This window comes from Candidatus Kosakonia sp. 282A-S69 (assembly GCF_029433855.1).
Classification (GTDB): Bacteria; Pseudomonadota; Gammaproteobacteria; order Enterobacterales; family Enterobacteriaceae; genus Kosakonia; species Kosakonia cowanii_A.
This window is the reverse complement of the sequence record NZ_JAROAU010000003.1, coordinates 306,034-322,736: the sequence shown is the minus strand read 5'-3', so window position 1 is coordinate 322,736 and position 16,703 is coordinate 306,034. Positions and strand designations below refer to the sequence as shown.

Genomic DNA, 16,703 nt, shown 5'->3' with positions numbered 1-16,703 from the left:
AGGGAAGGCATTGCCGGTTCGCGAGCGTCTCAGGCGCTGTAATCAAACACAACTGCATCCGGAATGATGAAAAAATTTTTAGCGCTAGCGATGATCGCGCCGTTGCTGATCTCTTGTTCCAGCTCTAATAAATCCGGCGAAGACTACAACGAAGCCTGGATCAAAGACACCAACGGTTTTGACATTTTGATGGGCCAGTTCGCCCACAATATTGAGAATTTATGGGGCTTTAACGAAGTTCTGATCGCAGGTCCGAAGGACTACGTTAAGTATACCGATCAATACCAGACGCGAAGCCACATCAACTTTGATGAAGGGACGATTACCGTCGAGACCATCTCGGCGACCGATCCGGCGGCACACCTGCGTGCGGCGATCGTCAAAACGCTGCTAATGGGCGACGATCCCGGCTCTATCGACCTCTACTCCGACACTGACGATATCACCATCTCCAAACAGCCCTTCCTCTATGGCCAGGTGCTGGATAACAACGGCGAGGCGATACGCTGGCAGTGGCGCGCGGAGAAGTACGCCGACTATCTGCTACAAACGCGGCTGAAAACCCGCACCAGCGGCATCCGCGTGATCTCCAGCATCACCATTAACCTGGTGCCGAACCACCTTGATAAACGTGCACATAAATATATGGGCATGGTGCGCAAAGCGTCGCATAAGTATGGCGTCGAGGAGTCGTTGATTCTGGCGATTATGCAGACGGAGTCCTCCTTTAACCCCTATGCAGTGAGCCGCTCCGACGCGCTCGGTTTGATGCAGGTGGTGCAGCACAGCGCCGGGAAAGATGTCTTCCGGGCGCAGGGGAAATCCGGCACGCCGGACCGCAGCTATCTCTTCGATCCGCAGAGCAATATTGATACCGGCACCGCTTATCTGGCGATGCTAAACAATATTTATCTTGCCGGTATCAGCAACCCGACCTCACGGCGCTATGCGGTGATCACCGCTTATAACGGCGGCGCAGGCAGCGTGCTGCGCGTCTTCTCGGCGGATAAAGTGCAGGCAGCGAATATTATCAACACCCTGTCGCCGGGCGATGTGTATGAAACCCTCACCACGCGCCACCCTTCCGCTGAGTCACGCCGTTATCTCTACAAAGTGAACTCCGCGCAAAAAACCTACCGTCGTAATTAATGCTCGTGTGGCTTATGCCCTTTTTACCTTCGCGGTAAAGGGGCATAAGCCCGGCTTCTGGCCTTAGCAATCGGTTGCGTAAAAGCGTGATCAAGATCACTTAATAAGAATGCAATCAGACGAAGATTGCATTTTTCTGTCGTACGTAACAAACAACGCCGCTGCAAAGTGATAAAGTGCCGCCACAAATCGCAGTATATCTGCCCATTACAACGACAACCGTCTCCTTTGCGAGGAAATAAGCATGAATCTTAAGCTGCAGCTGAAAGTGATCATCTTTCTGCAGTTCTGCCTGTGGGGCAGTTGGCTGACGACACTAGGCTCTTACATGATAGTGACCCTGAAATTTCAGGGCGCGGAAGTCGGCGCGGTCTACAGCTCCCTTGGAATCGCCTCGCTGTTTATGCCAACGCTTTTAGGCATCGTCGCCGATAAGTGGCTCAGCGCGAAATGGGTGTATACCCTCTGTCATCTGGTTGGTGCGATCACGCTCTTTATCGCCGCAGGCGTCACCACGCCTGGCGCGATGTTTGCCATTATTCTGCTCAACTCGCTGGCCTATATGCCGACGCTGAGCCTGGTGAACTCCATCTCCTATTTCCGTCTTAAATCCGCCGGGCACGATATCGTCACCGACTTCCCGCCGATTCGTATCTGGGGCACCATCGGCTTTATCCTCGCGATGTGGGCGGTGAGCTTCTCCGGCTTTGAGTTAAGCCATATGCAGCTCTACATTGGTGCCGCGCTGTCACTGCTGCTGAGCGTGATTGCGCTGACGCTGCCGCACATTCCGGTGGCGAACAGCAAGCAGAAGCAGACCTGGGTGGAGATGCTCGGCCTGAACGCGTTTGCACTCTATAAAAACAAACGCATGGCGATCTTCTTTATCTTCTCCATGCTGCTGGGCGCTGAGTTACAGATCACCAATATGTTCGGCAACACCTTCCTGCACAGCTTCGACTCTAATCCGCTCTTCGCTAACAGCTTTATCGTTACCCATGCGTCGGTAATGATGTCGATTTCGCAGATTTCGGAAACCGTCTTTATCCTCGCCATTCCCTTCTTCCTGAGCCGGTATGGCATTAAGAATGTCATGATGATCAGTATCCTCGCCTGGGTGCTGCGCTTCGGTCTTTTCGCCTACGGCGACCCGACGCCGTTCGGCACCGTGCTGCTGGTGCTGTCGATGATCGTTTACGGTTGCGCCTTCGACTTCTTCAACATCTCCGGCTCGGTGTTTGTTGAGAAAGAGGTTAGCCCTGAAATCCGCGCCAGCGCGCAGGGTATGCTGCTGATGATGACCAACGGCTTCGGCTGCATCCTCGGCGGTATGGTCAGCGGCAAAGTGGTGGAGATGTATACCACCGCCGGCCTCACCGACTGGAAAACCGTATGGCTGATCTTCGCTGGTTACTCGCTGGTGCTGGCCGTCGCCTTCGTGATGCTCTTTAAGTATAAGCATGTGCGCGAGCCATCTGGCGTGGCGCAGAAAGCATAAACAGAAAACCCGGCCTGAGCGCCGGGTTTTTTATGGGTATCATTTTGTAGGCCTGATAAGCGCAGTATTGTAGGCCTGATAGCGCAATGTTGTAGGCCTGATAAGCGCAGCGCCATCAGGCATTGCCACCGGTTGCCGGATGGCGGCGATGCCTTATCCGGCCTACGTAACTGCATCTTCCGGCACGGTGCCATTTTGCCGGATGGCGGCGATGCCTTATCCGGCCTACGTTACTGCATCTTCCGGCACGGAGCCATTTTGCCGGATGGCGGCGTTGCCTTATCCGGGCTGCGTAACCGCTTCGGTTACGGGATCATCGCCAGCACATACGCCACCGCCAGCAGATCGGCGCTGCCGCCGGGGCTTAAATGCCGCGCAATCAACGCCTGATCCATCTGGCGTAAATCATCCCTCTCCCATCCGCTGGCTAATAACTGCTGAGCATAATCCTGCACATAATGCAGCCCGGCCATCCCGCCGCGCGACACCAGGTTACTGTCGAGGTTAACCGCCATCAGCCTGAGCAGCGCACTATGCAATCGGCGCTCCCCCTGCTCCTGCTGCCAGAAGGGCAATACCGCACGACGCACGGTAATAAACCCCTGCTCCACCTCACCGCGCGCGCCGGTCAGGCCATAGTCGCGAAACTGCTTTTCCCCGGACGTAACCGCCTGCGCCCGCCCGGCAAGCTCGCGCGCCACCAGCCCGCGGCAGATGGCGCTCACCTCGTGACAAAGCACACTGGCGCTCAGTTGCAAACCCTGCCCCCGCAGCCGCCCGGCGGCAAACGAGAGCAACCCGAGGGAGAAGATGCCGCCTTTGTGGGTATTCACCCCACGCGTGGCGGCAAACATCGCCTGCTCGCAGGCAATCCCCATCGGTCGGATCAGCCGCAACTGCGCCGCCGCCGGTTTGTGGGCGGAGTCAAAGCCCGCCTGCTCGAAGCGGGCAAACCACGGCGTAATGGCATCAATACTGGCCAGAAACAGGGCGTAATCCATATCGCGATGCGCGCCGCTGTTTGCCCTGTCCACCAGCCCCGGCTTCGGGGTGAGATCCAGTTCGAGGCGCAGTGCCCGCGCCGCCAGCGCAGGCACAAACGCCACGGCAGGTTTAGTCGCGGGTAAACCAGCCATTGATCAGCCCCTCAACGCGGCTCACCACCTCATCCAGCGGATGACGGCGGGAGCGGGCGCAGTTGTGCGCCGGTTCATCGCACACCAGACAGCGACGGGTGCTGCGATCCAGTGAATGGCGGCCAACCTGGCCGTTTTGCGGGCAGAAGATATCAAAATCCCATAGTCTGCCGAGCGGATGGGTCTGCTCCAGGTCAATGCACTGCGCTTTAAGCTCCGCCGCCGGATGGGCGACGCACCACATCGCTTCCGCCCCCGTTGGCAACCAGAGCACCTGCCGGTCGAGCGTCTGCCAGCCGCGCTGCCACAGCATCTGGTCACACGCCTGCAGCGCCACGCCCATGGTATTGCGATAGCGCATCGTATCTTTCACCGCGCCCGGGGTAACCAGCGTCAGGGAGATAATCGGCTGTTGATAGTGGCGAAGCCAGTCAGCCTGGCGCGCGGCGCGCTTCTCTTTCGCCGCCAGCAGTGCCTCAAGGCTGACACCCACACGTTCAGGGGTCATCGTGGTCATAACTCCTCCTCCTTCACCTGCCGCACAACATCGATCACGCTGCCGTCGCGATAGCGGATCACGCCGACAATCCGGTCAGTAAAGGCGATCGGTTTTGGCTCGCCGCTAAGGGAGATTGCCCGCTGATAGAGTGCTTCGATATCAACGATTTTCAGCCCTGCCGCCACTAAGCGCTCGCGGACTTCCGGGCGCGCCGGGTTGACCGCAATGCCGTGATCGGTGACCAGCACATCAATGCTCTCCCCCGGCGTCAGTCGGGTCGTTACGCGCTTTACCACTGTCGGAATGCGGCTGCGCAACAGGGGGGCAACCACAATGGTGAGGTTGGCCGCTGCCGCCACATCGCAATGTCCACCAGACGCACCGCGCATCACACCATCTGATCCGGTAATGACATTGACGTTAAAGTCGGTATCGATCTCCAGTGCGCTGAGGATCACCACGTCCAGCTGGTCGCAGCTTGCCGCTTTACCGCCGGGGTTGGCGTAAACGTTGGTCGAGATCTCTACATGATTGGCATTGCGCCGCAGCGAAGCCGCCGCTTCGCCATCAAAACACTGGGTGTCCAGCAGCGTCTCAATCAGCCCCTTCTCATGCAGATCGACCAGGCTGCCGGTAATGCCGCCGAGGGCGAAGCGGGCTTTGATGCCGTGGCGCTCCATCTTCTCTGCCATAAAGCGGGTCGCCGCGGTCGATGCCGCGCCGGAGCCGGTCTGCAGCGAAAAGCCGTCGCGGAAATAGCCGGAGTGCTCAATCACATCTGCCGCATAACGGGCGATCATCAGCTCTCTTGGGTTGCTGGTAACGCGCGCGGCGCCGACACTGATTTTCGCCGGATCGCCCACACTCTCCACCTGCACGATCAGATCCACCCGATCCTGAGTCAAACTGGCAGGCATATTGGGAAAGGGCACCACTTCTTCGGTCAGCAGCACCACTTTATCGGCAAATTCGGCGTCGACCATCGCATAGCCGAGCGAGCCGCAGCAGGATCTCCCCTGCGTACCGTTGGCGTTACCGAAGGCATCGCTACACGGCACGCCGAGAAAAGCGACGTCGATCTTCAGTTCGCCATCCTGCAACAGTTTTACCCGTCCGCCGTGAGAGTGGATCTGCACCGGCTCCTCCATTAGCCCGTGGGAGATAGCATCCGCCAGCTTGCCGCGCATGCCGGAGGTGTAAATTTTGCGGATCACGCCGCTCTGAATATGCTCAATCAACCCATCGTTACAGGTCATCAGCGAACTGGAGGCGAGCGTCAGGTTTTTGAAGCCGAGGCGCGCAAGCGTTGCCACCACGGTGTTGATCACCCGGTCACCCTCGCGAAAAGCGTGGTGAAAAGAGATAGTCATACCATCGCGCAGGCCGCTGCGGGTAATCGCCTCTTCCAGCGAAGCGCAGAGTTTACGGTTTAGCCTGGCGTCCTTATCCGCCAGCCACGGCGTCGCGCTGTGGGCGGTGTCGAAGGGTTTTAATTCACGCAGATGGGGGAAGTTAACGTGAAGCAGCTCGGTTTGGTTCATGGTTTTCTCCTTAACGACGCACGCCGGACGCCGCCGCGCGTTCCAGCACCATCTGCGCATGGTTAATAATGGGGGCGTCGATCATCTTGCCGTTCAGGGAGACGACGCCAAGGCCGTTGCGCTCCCCCTCTTCTGCCGCTTCAATCACCACTCTGGCGTGATCGACCTCTTGCTGCGTCGGCGCATAGGCGTTATGCAGCAGGTCGATCTGGCGCGGGTTAATCAGTGATTTGCCGTTAAAACCCATCTTGCGTACCAGCTCGACTTCGCGCAGGAACCCGGCTTCATCGTTTACGTCTGACCACACCACGTCGAAGGCGTCGATACCGGCGGCGCGGGCGGCGTGCAGCACCGCGCAGCGTGCATAGAAGAGTTCAGTGCCGTCGCCGCGCTCGGTCTGCATATCCATCACGTAGTCAAAGGCCGCCAGCGCAATGCCGATCAACCGCTGCGAGCTACGGGCGATCGCCACGGCGTTAATCACGCCAATCGCTGACTCAATCGCCGCCATCACGCGGGTTGAGCCCACTTCACGCCCGCAGGCGAGTTCGATGCGCTCCAGGTGGTGCTCCAGTTCGTAGATATCCTCCGGGCTGTCGGTTTTCGGCAGACGCACCACATCCACCCCGGCGCGCACTACCGCTTCGAGATCCGGCAGGCCAAACGGGGTATTGAGCGGGTTGATGCGCACCACGGTTTCAATATCCTGGTACATCGGATGTTGCAGAGCATGAAAGACCAGCAGGCGCGCGGTATCTTTTTCACGCAGGGCGACGGCGTCTTCCAGGTCGAACATGATTGAATCGGGGCGGTAGATAAAGGCGGTGGAGAGCATGGCGGCGTTAGCGCCCGGCAGAAACAGCATGCTACGACGAAGCTTTTTCACAGCAGAGCCCCCCACGCGATCTCTTTCTCTTCCGCGGCGCGCAGCACGGCGCTTTGCAGACGGGCGCGGATCACGCAATCCAGCGCGCCTTTATCTTCAATGATGATTAATCCCTGGCGGATCTCCATCGCGCGCAGCGTCTCATTCACCACGCGGCGGATCTGATCGCCAAACTGCTTGATCACTTCGCTGCGCACCACCACCTCCAGCTCGCCGTCGGTGGGGGCGATTTTCACCATCAGGTCGCTGGATTCGAGGGTTCCCGCCAGCGCCTCCCGTACAATTTTCATAGTTATAATCCTGATTTTTAAGCGACTTCCACGCCGTAATGGGCTTCAAGATGCGCGAAAGTCGTATCTGGTACGATTTCCCGAATGCGGGAAAACTGCTCTGTCTTTAATAAACGGCGCACTTCAGACGCCGAAATCGCCGTGCCTGCGGCTTTAATACGCGGGATCTCCACCACCTCGACCGCACCCGCCAGCATCTGATGCATGGTGTTGTTGTACTGCCGGGTCACAGCGCAAAAGGGTTCGCTGCCAATAAAACGGTGGGTAATGCCGAGCGCCGGGGCGATATGGTTGCGAAAGATCAGCAGGTCGATTTCGCTCCACGCCTGCTGCACTTTGCCGGTCTCTTTCAGGAAGTAGGCGGGAAAGGTGGCACGGGAGATGATGTACTGCGAGCCTTCATGCACCGTAACATTGGCCAGATGCGCCACGCCCGCTTTCACCATCTTCAGCCGCGCGGCGAAGGGGAAAAATGAGGCATCTTCGCGCACCACAAACAGGTGAAGGGCATCGCAGGTTTTTGCCGCCTGCTCCACCAGATGGCGGTGGCCGAGGGTAAAGGGGTTGGCGTTCATCACGATGGCACCAATGCGTTTACCCATCAGCCGTTTTGCCCGCAGCGAGCGGCAGTAGCGCTCAATGCCCGACGGCGTGTTCTCCATCAACACCGCGTTATTACCGCTCTGGACGATGGGCCAGAACCCGCTGTGCTGAAAGCGCTCCCGGTTGCAGGGGCGCGTGCAGAGAAAGAGGTGGAAGTGGCCGCGCGCCAGCGCCAGGTTCTCCACTTCCGCCAGCAAGCGGGCGCTGAGGTTTTCGCCGCGAAGCTGCGCATCGACCGCCACGCATTTGATGACGTTCGCGGCAAGGCCCGCACACCCCACCAGTTGGTCTTCCGACCAGGCTTCAACGAAAGCCGTAATGTCGCTGTCCATGCCTAATCCGCTGTCGGCTAATAGCGAGCGGATGCGCTCAAGCCTGGGCGTGTTGCCGCTGACTTCCGCAATGCGGAAGTCGATGGAGGGTCGTGTGTGCATCTGTTGGCCTTCGTCCTTAGTGCGCCGCCGCCAGCGCCTGCTCCGGCGCGTCCACGATCACATTACTGAGCTGCCCGATCTTCTCGATCTCCACTTCGATGCGATCGCCCGCTTTCATAAACAGCGGCGGGGTGCGCTTTTTCCCTACGCCGCCCGGTGAGCCGGTGATGATCACATCGCCCGGCGTCAGGCTGGTAAAGGTGCTGATGTACTCAATAAGTTCGGCGACCTTGTGGATCATGCTGGCGGTCGTGTCATCCTGCACCATGCGACCATTGAGCCACGTGCGGATGGCGAGCGTATGCGGGTCGGGGATCTCATCAGCGGTGGTCATCCATGGGCCAAAAGCCCCGGTCTGCCGCCAGTTTTTCCCGGCGGTAAACCAGCTGTGCTGCCAGTCGCGCGCTGAGCCATCCATATAGCAGCTGTAACCCGCCACATGGCTTAAGGCCGTTTCACGGGCGATATTCTCCCCGCCTTTACCAATAATCACCGCCAGTTCGCCTTCGTAATCGAACTCGCTGGTGTGGCGCGGTTTCACCACCGGCGCGTTATGGCCGGTTTGCGAATCGGCGAAGCGGACAAACAGCGTTGGCGCCGGGTTATGCTGGTCGAACTCTTTGCGTTTTTCGGCGTAGTTCATCCCGACACAGAGGATTTTCCCCGGATTATCAATCACCGGCAGAAAGTCGATCTCATCAAAACGAAGATCGGCGGGTGCTTCACCGTAGCGCGCGGCCTGCGCCAGAGCGTCGGCGGCGAGCAGCGCTTTTAAATCGACGTAGCGGTCGCCCAGGCGCTGGCTGAGGTTGATAATGCCTTCCGCGCTGACGATGCCGTAGCTGCGGAGACCCTGGTAGAGAAAGCTTGCGAGTTTCATATCAGTTCCTGTTATTCCTGAATCAGACGAGGAAGTTGCCGAGCACCAGCAGCGAGACCGAGACATTGATTGCCCCGCCGATACGGGTGGCGATCTGTGCGAACGGCATCAGGCTCATACGGTTACCTGCGGTAAGAATGGCGACGTCGCCGGTGCCGCCCTGCCCGCTCTGGCAGCAGGAGACGATGGCCACATCAATCGGGTGCATGCCGATTTTTTTACCGACAAAGAAGCCGGTAGCGACCAGCGCGGAGACGGTGCTGATAATGACCAGCAGGTTGTTGAGGGTGAAGGCGTGAACCAGCTCTTCCCACGGCGTAATCGCTACGCCAACGGCGAAGAGGATGGGGTAGGTCACCGAGGTCTGGAAGAATTTGTAGACCACCTGCGAGCCCTCCAGCAGACGCGGCGAGACGCCGTGCACGAGCTTAATCAGCACCGCGACAAACAGCATGCCGACCGGCGCGGGCAGGCCAATCAGTTTATGACCGAGCATGCCGATCATATAGAGCAGCACGGCGAGCAGCGCGCCTGCGGCAATGGTGGTGACATCGGTTTTACCGGAGAACGCGGGTGTGGCAGAGGCGGGTTCGTCACTGTTGCTGCGGTTCGGCATCAGCTGTCCTTCGCCGGTCAGGTGCGGGAAGCGTTTTCCGAGCTGGTTCAGGCAGCCGGAGATAATGATCGCCGTCAGCCCGCCAAGCATCACCATCGGTAGCACGCGACCCAGCGCCACGCCCTGATCCATATGCAGCAACGTGGCGTAACCAATCGACAGCGGAATGGCGCCTTCGCCCACGCCGCCTGCCATAATCGGCAGAATGATAAAGAAGAAGATCTGGAACGGCTCCATGCCAAGCGCCATGCCAACGCCCATGCCAACCAGCATGCCGACAATTTCACCGCACAGCATCGGGAAGAAGATACGCAAAAAGCCCTGAATCAGGGTGGTGCGATTCATGCTCATAATGCTGCCGACAATAATGCAGCAGATGTAGAGATAGAGAATGTTGGTCGATTTGTAGAACTTGGTGGTGGATTCGACCACCACATCCGGCAGCAGGCCATAATAGACCATCGCCGAGGGGATAAAGGTGGCGCAAATCGCCGCCGCACCCAGCTTGCCGACTATCGGCAGCCGCTTGCCAAACTCGCCGCAGGCGAAGCCAAAAAAGGCCAGCGTGGCGACCATCACCACGATATCGCTCGGCAGTTTGCCGCCAAGACAGTCGATGGCAATTAATGCCCCCGCCAGCAGAAACAGCGGCAGCGGAATAATCCCGACCTTCCAGCTGTCCATAATGTGCCACCACTTATCTTTCAGTGATGTTTTATCAAGCGTTCGCGACTTTCCGGGTACAGAGAATGAATCGTCAGTTGTGCTCATAATTAAGCCCCTTCGTTATTTTGTGCTTACAGCGTAGTGGGCTAAATACACACTTTATGTGAGGGCAGGCATAATAAAACCAGAGTTTTTAAGGCACCTATGGTTTTTATGGTTTCTTCTATTTTGCGTGAGCAGGTTCTTATTTATTGCCGTGGTTTTTATGGTTTTTTTAAAAGGAAATACACGTTCATAACAAACCTGAACAGAAGGTTGTAACAGCTTGTTTTTCAACAGCAACCTGCGCTGTGTAAGGGATCACAACTTTCCCGCAAACTGCTCACGGCCGCCGGGAAAAGTGATACATTGAGGCTTTACTTATTGCTGTGCGTGTCGTGATGAAAGTCTCCTTTCAAATCAAGCTATTTATCTCGCTGGTGCTTTTCTTCTCCGGCCTGTTCGCTCTGCTGGGCGTTTATTATTACAAGGATGTCGGCCGCCAGCTCTATCAGGAGATGAGCGCACGCGCGAAAATACAGGCGGAGGAGATCGCGATTATTCCGAATTTACGTCGCTCCGTCGCCGATAAAAATATTCCTGCTATTAACCATTTTATGCACAAGGTGGTTTCCCGCAGCGATGCCAGCTTTATTGTGATTGGTGATAATAAAGGCCTGCACCTGTTTCACTCCGTGCATGCAGACATGGTGGGGAAAACACTGGTCGGCGGCGATAATGCGGAAGTGTTACAGGGTAAAAGCACCACCACCATCCGCAAAGGCGGGCTGGGTATTTCCCTGCGCAGTAAAGCGCCTATATTTGATGACGCTGGCCGGGTGGTCGGGATTGTCTCCGTCGGGTATCTGACCAGTTATCTGGATGCGATTACCCTCGGTAAAGTAATTAATATTTTTATCGCCGCCGTGCTGCTGCTCGCCGCGCTGTTTGTCTTCTCCTGGTTTTTTACCCGCAGCATCAAAAAGCAGATCTTCTCCCTTGAGCCGCGCGAGATTGGCCTGCTGGTGCGCCAGCAGAAGGCGATGATGGAGTCCATCTACGAAGGGGTGATCGCCATTGATAGCGAGTCGCGCATTGAAGTGATCAATCAGGCGGCGCGTAAGCTGCTGGGGCTGAGCCAGCCAACCCGCGCTCTGCGCGGCCATGCGATCAGCGAAGTGATTGCGCCAGTGCCCTTTTTTGCCGCCGGGACCATGCTCGTGAGCGACACCCATGATGAGATTTGCCGCTTCAACCACCTGACGGTGATCGCCAGCCGGGTGCGCATTATGCTCGAAGATCGCCTGCAGGGGTGGGTGATCACCTTTCGCGATCGCAATGAGATCGACAGCCTGAGCGCGCAGTTAAGCCAGGTGAAGCGCTACGCCGACAACCTGCGCATTATGCGTCACGAGCAGCTTAACCGCATGACCACGCTTTCCGGCCTGCTGCATATGGAGCGTTACGACGAGGCGGTGAACTATATTCAGGCTCAGTCGGAGCACGCCCAGGAGCTGCTGGACTTTATCTCCTCGCGCTTTACCTCGCCGACGATTTGCGGCCTGCTGTTGGGGAAAGCGGCGCGCGCGCGGGAGAAGGGTGTGGAGCTGAGCTTCGATCCGTTGAGCCGTATGGATCGCCCGTGCCGTGGGCTGGCGGAAGCGGAGCTGATCTCCATCATCGGTAACCTGCTGGATAACGCGATTGAGGCGACCCAGCGCGCTACCCTGCCGCACGATCCGGTTGACGTGCTGATCCTGCTCAATGAGCGTGAGCTGATCATTGAAGTGGCGGATCGCGGCATTGGGATCGATCCGGCGATTGCCGATCGCATCTTTGAGCGCGGGGTGACCACCAAACGCCGCGGCGATCACGGCATTGGCCTCTATCTGATCGCCAGTTACGTTACCCAGGCGGGTGGCTCGATCGAGGTTTCGGCCAACGCCCCGCGCGGAACGGTCTTTTCTCTGTTTATTCCTGAAACGGGCAGCGCCCAGCGCCCCGTCGCCACCCTGGATGAGATTTATGCAACATGAACCGATAGACGTGCTGATCGTTGAAGATGAAGAGACGCTGGCGCAGCTCAACGCTGAGCTGGTAAGCAAACATCCGCGCCTGCGGCTGGTCGGCATGGCCTCCTCCCTTGCCGAGGCAAAAACCCTTTTTAACCGCACGCGTCCGCAACTGGTACTGCTGGATAACTATCTGCCGGATGGCAAAGGGATCACGCTGATTAGCGATCCTGAGATTATCAACGCCAACTGCTCGGTGATCTTTATTACCGCCGCCAGCGATATGGATACCTGTAGCCAGGCGATTCGTAATGGCGCTTTCGACTACATTCTTAAACCGGTGTCGTGGAAGCGCTTAAGCCAGTCGCTCGAGCGCTTTGTGCAGTTCACCGAGCAGCAGCGGGTGTGGAAAATTGTTGACCAGCAAAACGTCGACACTCTCTATCAGTTGCAGTCGAAAAATTATCGCCAGGATAACGGCAGCAAGGGGATTGAAGAGAGCACGCTGGCGCTGGTGCAGAAACTGTTTGCCGACGACGAGGCGCGCTGTTTCTCCGTTGATGAGGTGGTCAGCGAGACGGGACTGAGCAAAACCACCACCCGCCGCTACCTTGAACACTGTGTCGAAGCGGGCTTTCTGGCGGTGGAGATGCAGTACGGCAAGATTGGTCATCCGCGGCGCATTTACCGCCGCGCGGCCGCCTGAAACAGCTATCAGGCGGCGCGTGGATTACTTCAGCACATAACCATAGAGGCGCTTGATGCCATCGGCATCGGTCTGCGAATAGACGCCCTGTAGCTCCGGCGAAAAGCCGGGCAGCAGGTTAACCCCCTCCTCCAGCGCGAGGAAGTAGCGCTGCACCGCCCCGCCCCACACTTCACCCGGCACCACGCAGAGCACGCCCGGTGGATAGGGCAGCGCGCCTTCTGCCGCAATGCGCCCTTCCGCCTCGCTGATGCGCACCAGCTCGACGTTGCCGCGAATAAACTCACTGTTAGCATCCTGCGGATTCATCGCCACTGCCGGAAAACTCTCTTTGCGGAACATCGCTTTTTGCAGATCCTTAACATCAAAGCTGACATAAAGATCGTGCATCTCCTGGCACAGCTCGCGCAGGGTGTAATCGCGGTAGCGGACCGGGTACTTGTTAAAGATGGTCGGCAGCACGTCGGCAAGCGGCGTGTCATCTTCTATATGCTGCTCAAACTGGGCGATCATCGCCACCAGCTGCTCCATCTTCTCCGCGCTTTCGGCAGGCGTCAGCAGGAAGAGGATCGAGTTGAGATCGCACTTCTCCGGCACAATGCCGTTTTCACGCAGGTAGTGCGCCAGAATGGTGGCCGGAATACCGAAATCGGTATATTCCCCCGTTTCTGCATCGATGCCCGGCGTGGTCAGCAGCAGCTTGCAGGGATCAACAAAGTATTGGTCGTGGGCGTAGCCCTCAAAACCATGCCACTTGTCGCCCGGCTCAAAGCTGAAGAAGCGGCGCTTGCGGGCGATAAGCTCGGTGGGATGATCCTGCCACGGGCGGCCGCCGATCACCGGCGGCACAAAGGGCTGGATCATCTTGCAGTTGGCGATGATCGCTTTGCGCGCCTCAATGCCCAACTCGACGCACTCTGCCCACAGCCTGCGCCCGCTCTCCCCCTGGTGGATCTTGGCATTGATATCGAGCGCGGCGAACAGCGGGTAAAAGGGGCTGGTCGAGGCGTGCAGCATAAAAGCATTATTCAGACGCTTGTGCGGGCAGAAACGCGCCTGGCCGCGCAGGTGGTTATCTTTTTTGTGGATCTGCGACGTTTGCGAGAAGCCCGCCTGCTGTTTATGCACCGACTGGGTGACGAAGATCCCCGGATCGTTTTCATTCAGATCGAGCAGCAGCGGCGAACAGTCGGCCATCATCGGGATAAACTGCTCGTAACCGACCCACGCCGAATCAAACAGGATGTAATCGCACAGGTGGCCGATCTTGTCGATCACCTGGCGGGCGTTATAAATGGTGCCATCGTAGGTGCCAAGCTGGATCACCGCCAGGCGGAAGGGGCGCGGCTGGTCAGCTTTCTGTGGCGCGACATCGCGGATTACTGTGCGCAGATAGGCTTCATCAAAACAGTGATCGTCGATGCCGCCGATAAAGCCAAACGGGTTGCGTGCCGCTTCGAGATAGACCGGCGTCGCCCCGGCCTGGATCAGCGCACCGTGGTGGTTAGATTTGTGGTTATTGCGATCGAAGAGCACCAGATCGCCGCGCGTCAGCAGCGCATTGGTCACCACTTTGTTGGCCGCCGAGGTGCCATTAAGCACAAAGTAGGTTTTATCGGCGTTAAAGACTTTGGCGGCAAACTTCTGCGCGTGCTTGGCGGAGCCTTCGTGGATCAGCAAATCGCCAAGCTTGACGTCGGCGTTGCACATGTCGGCGCGAAAGACGTTCTCACCGAAAAAGTCGTAGAACTGGCGGCCTGCCGGGTGCTTTTTGAAGAACGCGCCGTGCTGGTGGCCTGGGCAGGCGAAGGTGCTGTTCTTCATCTCGACATATTGACGCAGCGTATCGAAGAACGGCGGCAGCAGCGTCGCTTCATAATCACAGGCGGCAGCTTCCAGCTCCAGCCACTCCTGATCGCGCCCGCTAATCACCGCAGTCACGCCTTCGGGCGCGGTAACCGGCTCGCGGGAGAAGAGAAACAGCGGCAGATTGAAGCCAGTGCGTTTGAGCAGCGCGAGAATGCCGCTGCGGCTCTCCGCTACCGTCATGACGACTGCCGCCACATCCGTGAAATCGGTACTCTCAAGGGAGATCACCTCGCGGTGGGTAGAGAGTGTGGAGAGCAGCTCGCGGCTGACGGCAATTTTCAGTGAGTTCATAAGCACGAATACCCGTTTCAGGGGAGTAAAAAGCCCCGGACGAAGCGGTGGCTTCGCCCAACGAAAATGTCTGGCTGGGATCAGCTCCGGACGCCAGACATCAGTAAAAGCAGAAAACCGCTGATCTTACTGTTGTCCTGCGGTGAGCATGCGCTACCCTCACCGCATGGTGAGAAAGAGTGACGATAAGCGGGGGCGAGTGGCCTGGGCACGGGCGTGAAACGCAGTGTCAGCGGCTGAAATGTACAGCATCAGGCGGCCCCGTCAGATGGATGAAAATTCGCGCAATCATGTCATTTTTAACCCGCAGGCGCAACCTGGGTGGCACTTCGCCGCGCATAAAAATGCTATGGTATGCGCCCTCTTATTCATTTTTATGGCACTTCAGGAGCGTGAACGTGCTGACAGGTCCTTTTATTAACGCGGCTGCCGTGCTGATCGGCGGCACGCTCGGTGCGCTGATGAGCCACCGTTTACCGGAGCGCGTGCGCTCATCGATGCCCTCCATTTTTGGCCTCGCCTCGCTGGGCATCGGCATTTTACTGGTGGTCAAGTGCGTCAACCTGCCGGTGATGGTGCTGGCGACGCTGCTCGGCACACTCATTGGCGAGCTCTGTTATGTTGAGCGCGGCATCAGCGGCGGTGTTAACGCCCTGCGCAAGCTGGCGCAGAAGCGCAGCGCAGTTGAGTCAGCCTCCAGCGCCCATGAGTCGTTTATTCAAAGCCTGGTGGCGATCATTATTCTCTTTTGCGCCAGCGGTACCGGGATTTTCGGTGCCATGCGCGAAGGGATGACCGGCGATCCCAGCATCCTGATTGCCAAAGCGTTTCTCGATTTCTTTACCGCGCTGATCTTTGCCACCTCGCTCGGTTTCGCCGTGGCGATCATCTCGGTTCCGATGCTCATTATTCAATTGACGCTCGCCACCTGCGCAACGCTTATTCTGCCGCTGACCACGCCGGCGATGATGGGCGATTTCACCGCCGTCGGCGGAATTCTGCTGCTGGCGACCGGGCTGCGTATCTGCGGCATAAAGATGTTTGCCGTGGCGAATATGCTGCCGGCGCTGGTGCTGGCGATGCCGCTCTCCGCCCTCTGGACGGCCTTTTTTGCCTGAGTGCGCGTGCAATGCGCAGAAAGTGGTGATAGATTGTGCACTCTGTGACGAAATGAAGAAATTTCGTTGACGGAGCGCAGTGAATCAGGTTTAATGCGCCCCGTTGCCCGGATAGCTCAGTCGGTAGAGCAGGGGATTGAAAATCCCCGTGTCCTTGGTTCGATTCCGAGTCCGGGCACCACTCTTTAAAGAACCCGCCCAAAAGGCGGGTTTTTGCTTTTCTGCGACCGGACTCTCCATCGAACTGCGTTCGATTATTCGCCGCAGGCGGCTCACCCCTTCGGGGCCAGCGCGACAGGCGCGCTGTTCAACGCCTGCGGCGTTAGTCCGGGTCCGGGCACCACTTATTCAGAGAACCCAGCCTATGGCTGGGTTTTTGCTTTTCTGCGGCCCGACTCTCCATCGAACTGCGTTCGATTATTCGCCGCAGGCGGCTCACCCCTTCGGGGCCAGCGCGACAGGCGCGCTGT

Annotated in this window: 14 protein-coding genes and 1 tRNA gene; 6 read left to right on the top strand and 9 right to left on the bottom strand. The window is 57.9% G+C overall.

The genetic code is table 11. The annotated features are described in order from the left end of the window. The first annotated feature begins 66 nt into the window (after nt 1-66). Together mltC and PU683_RS07180 are read left to right on the top strand one after the other, a co-directional pair. On the top strand, nt 67-1,149 hold the full coding sequence (gene mltC, locus PU683_RS07185; RefSeq protein WP_277174231.1) for a membrane-bound lytic murein transglycosylase MltC: 1,083 nt from the start codon (nt 67-69) through the stop codon (nt 1,147-1,149). Between the two features lie 244 nt (nt 1,150-1,393). Then, nucleotides 1,394-2,647 carry a nucleoside permease gene (locus PU683_RS07180; RefSeq protein WP_277170835.1) on the top strand — a complete coding sequence of 418 codons (1,254 nt, stop codon included), beginning with the start codon at nt 1,394-1,396 and terminating at the stop codon, nt 2,645-2,647. Nucleotides 2,648-2,952: 305 nt separating this feature from the next. On the opposite strand, the gene citG is transcribed toward PU683_RS07180, so the two are convergent. From citG to PU683_RS07140, 8 genes are read right to left on the bottom strand one after another with little or no spacing between them, the layout of a single operon-like run. Then, entirely contained in the window at nt 2,953-3,783 is an 831-nt protein-coding gene (gene citG, locus PU683_RS07175) for a triphosphoribosyl-dephospho-CoA synthase CitG (protein ID WP_277170834.1), read from the bottom strand. After that, a complete protein-coding gene (gene citX / locus PU683_RS07170; protein ID WP_277170833.1) occupies nt 3,761-4,300 on the bottom strand; it encodes a citrate lyase holo-[acyl-carrier protein] synthase in 540 nt (179 codons plus the stop codon). The genes citG and citX overlap by 23 nt, the downstream gene beginning before the upstream one ends. After that, on the bottom strand, nt 4,297-5,823 hold the full coding sequence (gene citF / locus PU683_RS07165; RefSeq protein WP_277170832.1) for a citrate lyase subunit alpha: 1,527 nt from the start codon (nt 5,821-5,823) through the stop codon (nt 4,297-4,299). The genes citX and citF overlap by 4 nt, the downstream gene beginning before the upstream one ends. 10 nt (nt 5,824-5,833) lie before the next feature. Beyond that, nucleotides 5,834-6,709 carry a citrate (pro-3S)-lyase subunit beta gene (gene citE / locus PU683_RS07160; RefSeq protein WP_277170831.1) on the bottom strand — a complete coding sequence of 292 codons (876 nt, stop codon included), beginning with the start codon at nt 6,707-6,709 and terminating at the stop codon, nt 5,834-5,836. Further along, entirely contained in the window at nt 6,706-6,999 is a 294-nt protein-coding gene (gene citD / locus PU683_RS07155) for a citrate lyase acyl carrier protein (protein WP_277170830.1), read from the bottom strand. The genes citE and citD overlap by 4 nt, the downstream gene beginning before the upstream one ends. A gap of 17 nt (nt 7,000-7,016) precedes the next feature. Next, on the bottom strand, nt 7,017-8,036 hold the full coding sequence (gene citC / locus PU683_RS07150) for a [citrate (pro-3S)-lyase] ligase (RefSeq protein ID WP_277170829.1): 1,020 nt from the start codon (nt 8,034-8,036) through the stop codon (nt 7,017-7,019). A 16-nt stretch (nt 8,037-8,052) separates the two neighbouring features. Beyond that, nucleotides 8,053-8,916, bottom strand: coding sequence for a fumarylacetoacetate hydrolase family protein (locus PU683_RS07145; RefSeq protein WP_277170828.1), 864 nt, complete (start codon nt 8,914-8,916; stop codon nt 8,053-8,055). Nucleotides 8,917-8,938: 22 nt separating this feature from the next. Beyond that, nucleotides 8,939-10,303, bottom strand: a complete 1,365-nt coding sequence (locus tag PU683_RS07140) for a 2-hydroxycarboxylate transporter family protein (RefSeq protein ID WP_277170827.1) — start codon at nt 10,301-10,303, stop codon at nt 8,939-8,941. A 335-nt stretch (nt 10,304-10,638) separates the two neighbouring features. Here PU683_RS07140 and PU683_RS07135 point away from each other — a divergent pair, with 335 nt between their 5' ends. Together PU683_RS07135 and PU683_RS07130 are read left to right on the top strand one after the other, a co-directional pair. Then, nucleotides 10,639-12,273, top strand: coding sequence for an ATP-binding protein (locus PU683_RS07135; protein ID WP_277174230.1), 1,635 nt, complete (start codon nt 10,639-10,641; stop codon nt 12,271-12,273). Continuing rightward, nucleotides 12,263-12,955, top strand: coding sequence for a response regulator (locus PU683_RS07130; RefSeq protein ID WP_277170826.1), 693 nt, complete (start codon nt 12,263-12,265; stop codon nt 12,953-12,955). The genes PU683_RS07135 and PU683_RS07130 overlap by 11 nt, the downstream gene beginning before the upstream one ends. Before the next feature lie 24 nt (nt 12,956-12,979). Here the strand turns inward: PU683_RS07130 and PU683_RS07125 are convergent, their stop codons facing one another. Next, a complete protein-coding gene (locus PU683_RS07125) occupies nt 12,980-15,115 on the bottom strand; it encodes an ornithine decarboxylase (protein WP_277170825.1) in 2,136 nt (711 codons plus the stop codon). A gap of 398 nt (nt 15,116-15,513) precedes the next feature. Here PU683_RS07125 and PU683_RS07120 point away from each other — a divergent pair, with 398 nt between their 5' ends. Together PU683_RS07120 and PU683_RS07115 are read left to right on the top strand one after the other, a co-directional pair. Continuing rightward, complete coding sequence (locus PU683_RS07120; protein ID WP_277170824.1) at nt 15,514-16,233, top strand: DUF554 domain-containing protein; 720 nt, start codon at nt 15,514-15,516, stop codon at nt 16,231-16,233. Nucleotides 16,234-16,338: 105 nt separating this feature from the next. Then, nucleotides 16,339-16,414: transfer RNA gene (locus PU683_RS07115), tRNA-Phe, on the top strand. Nucleotides 16,415-16,703 lie beyond the last annotated feature (289 nt).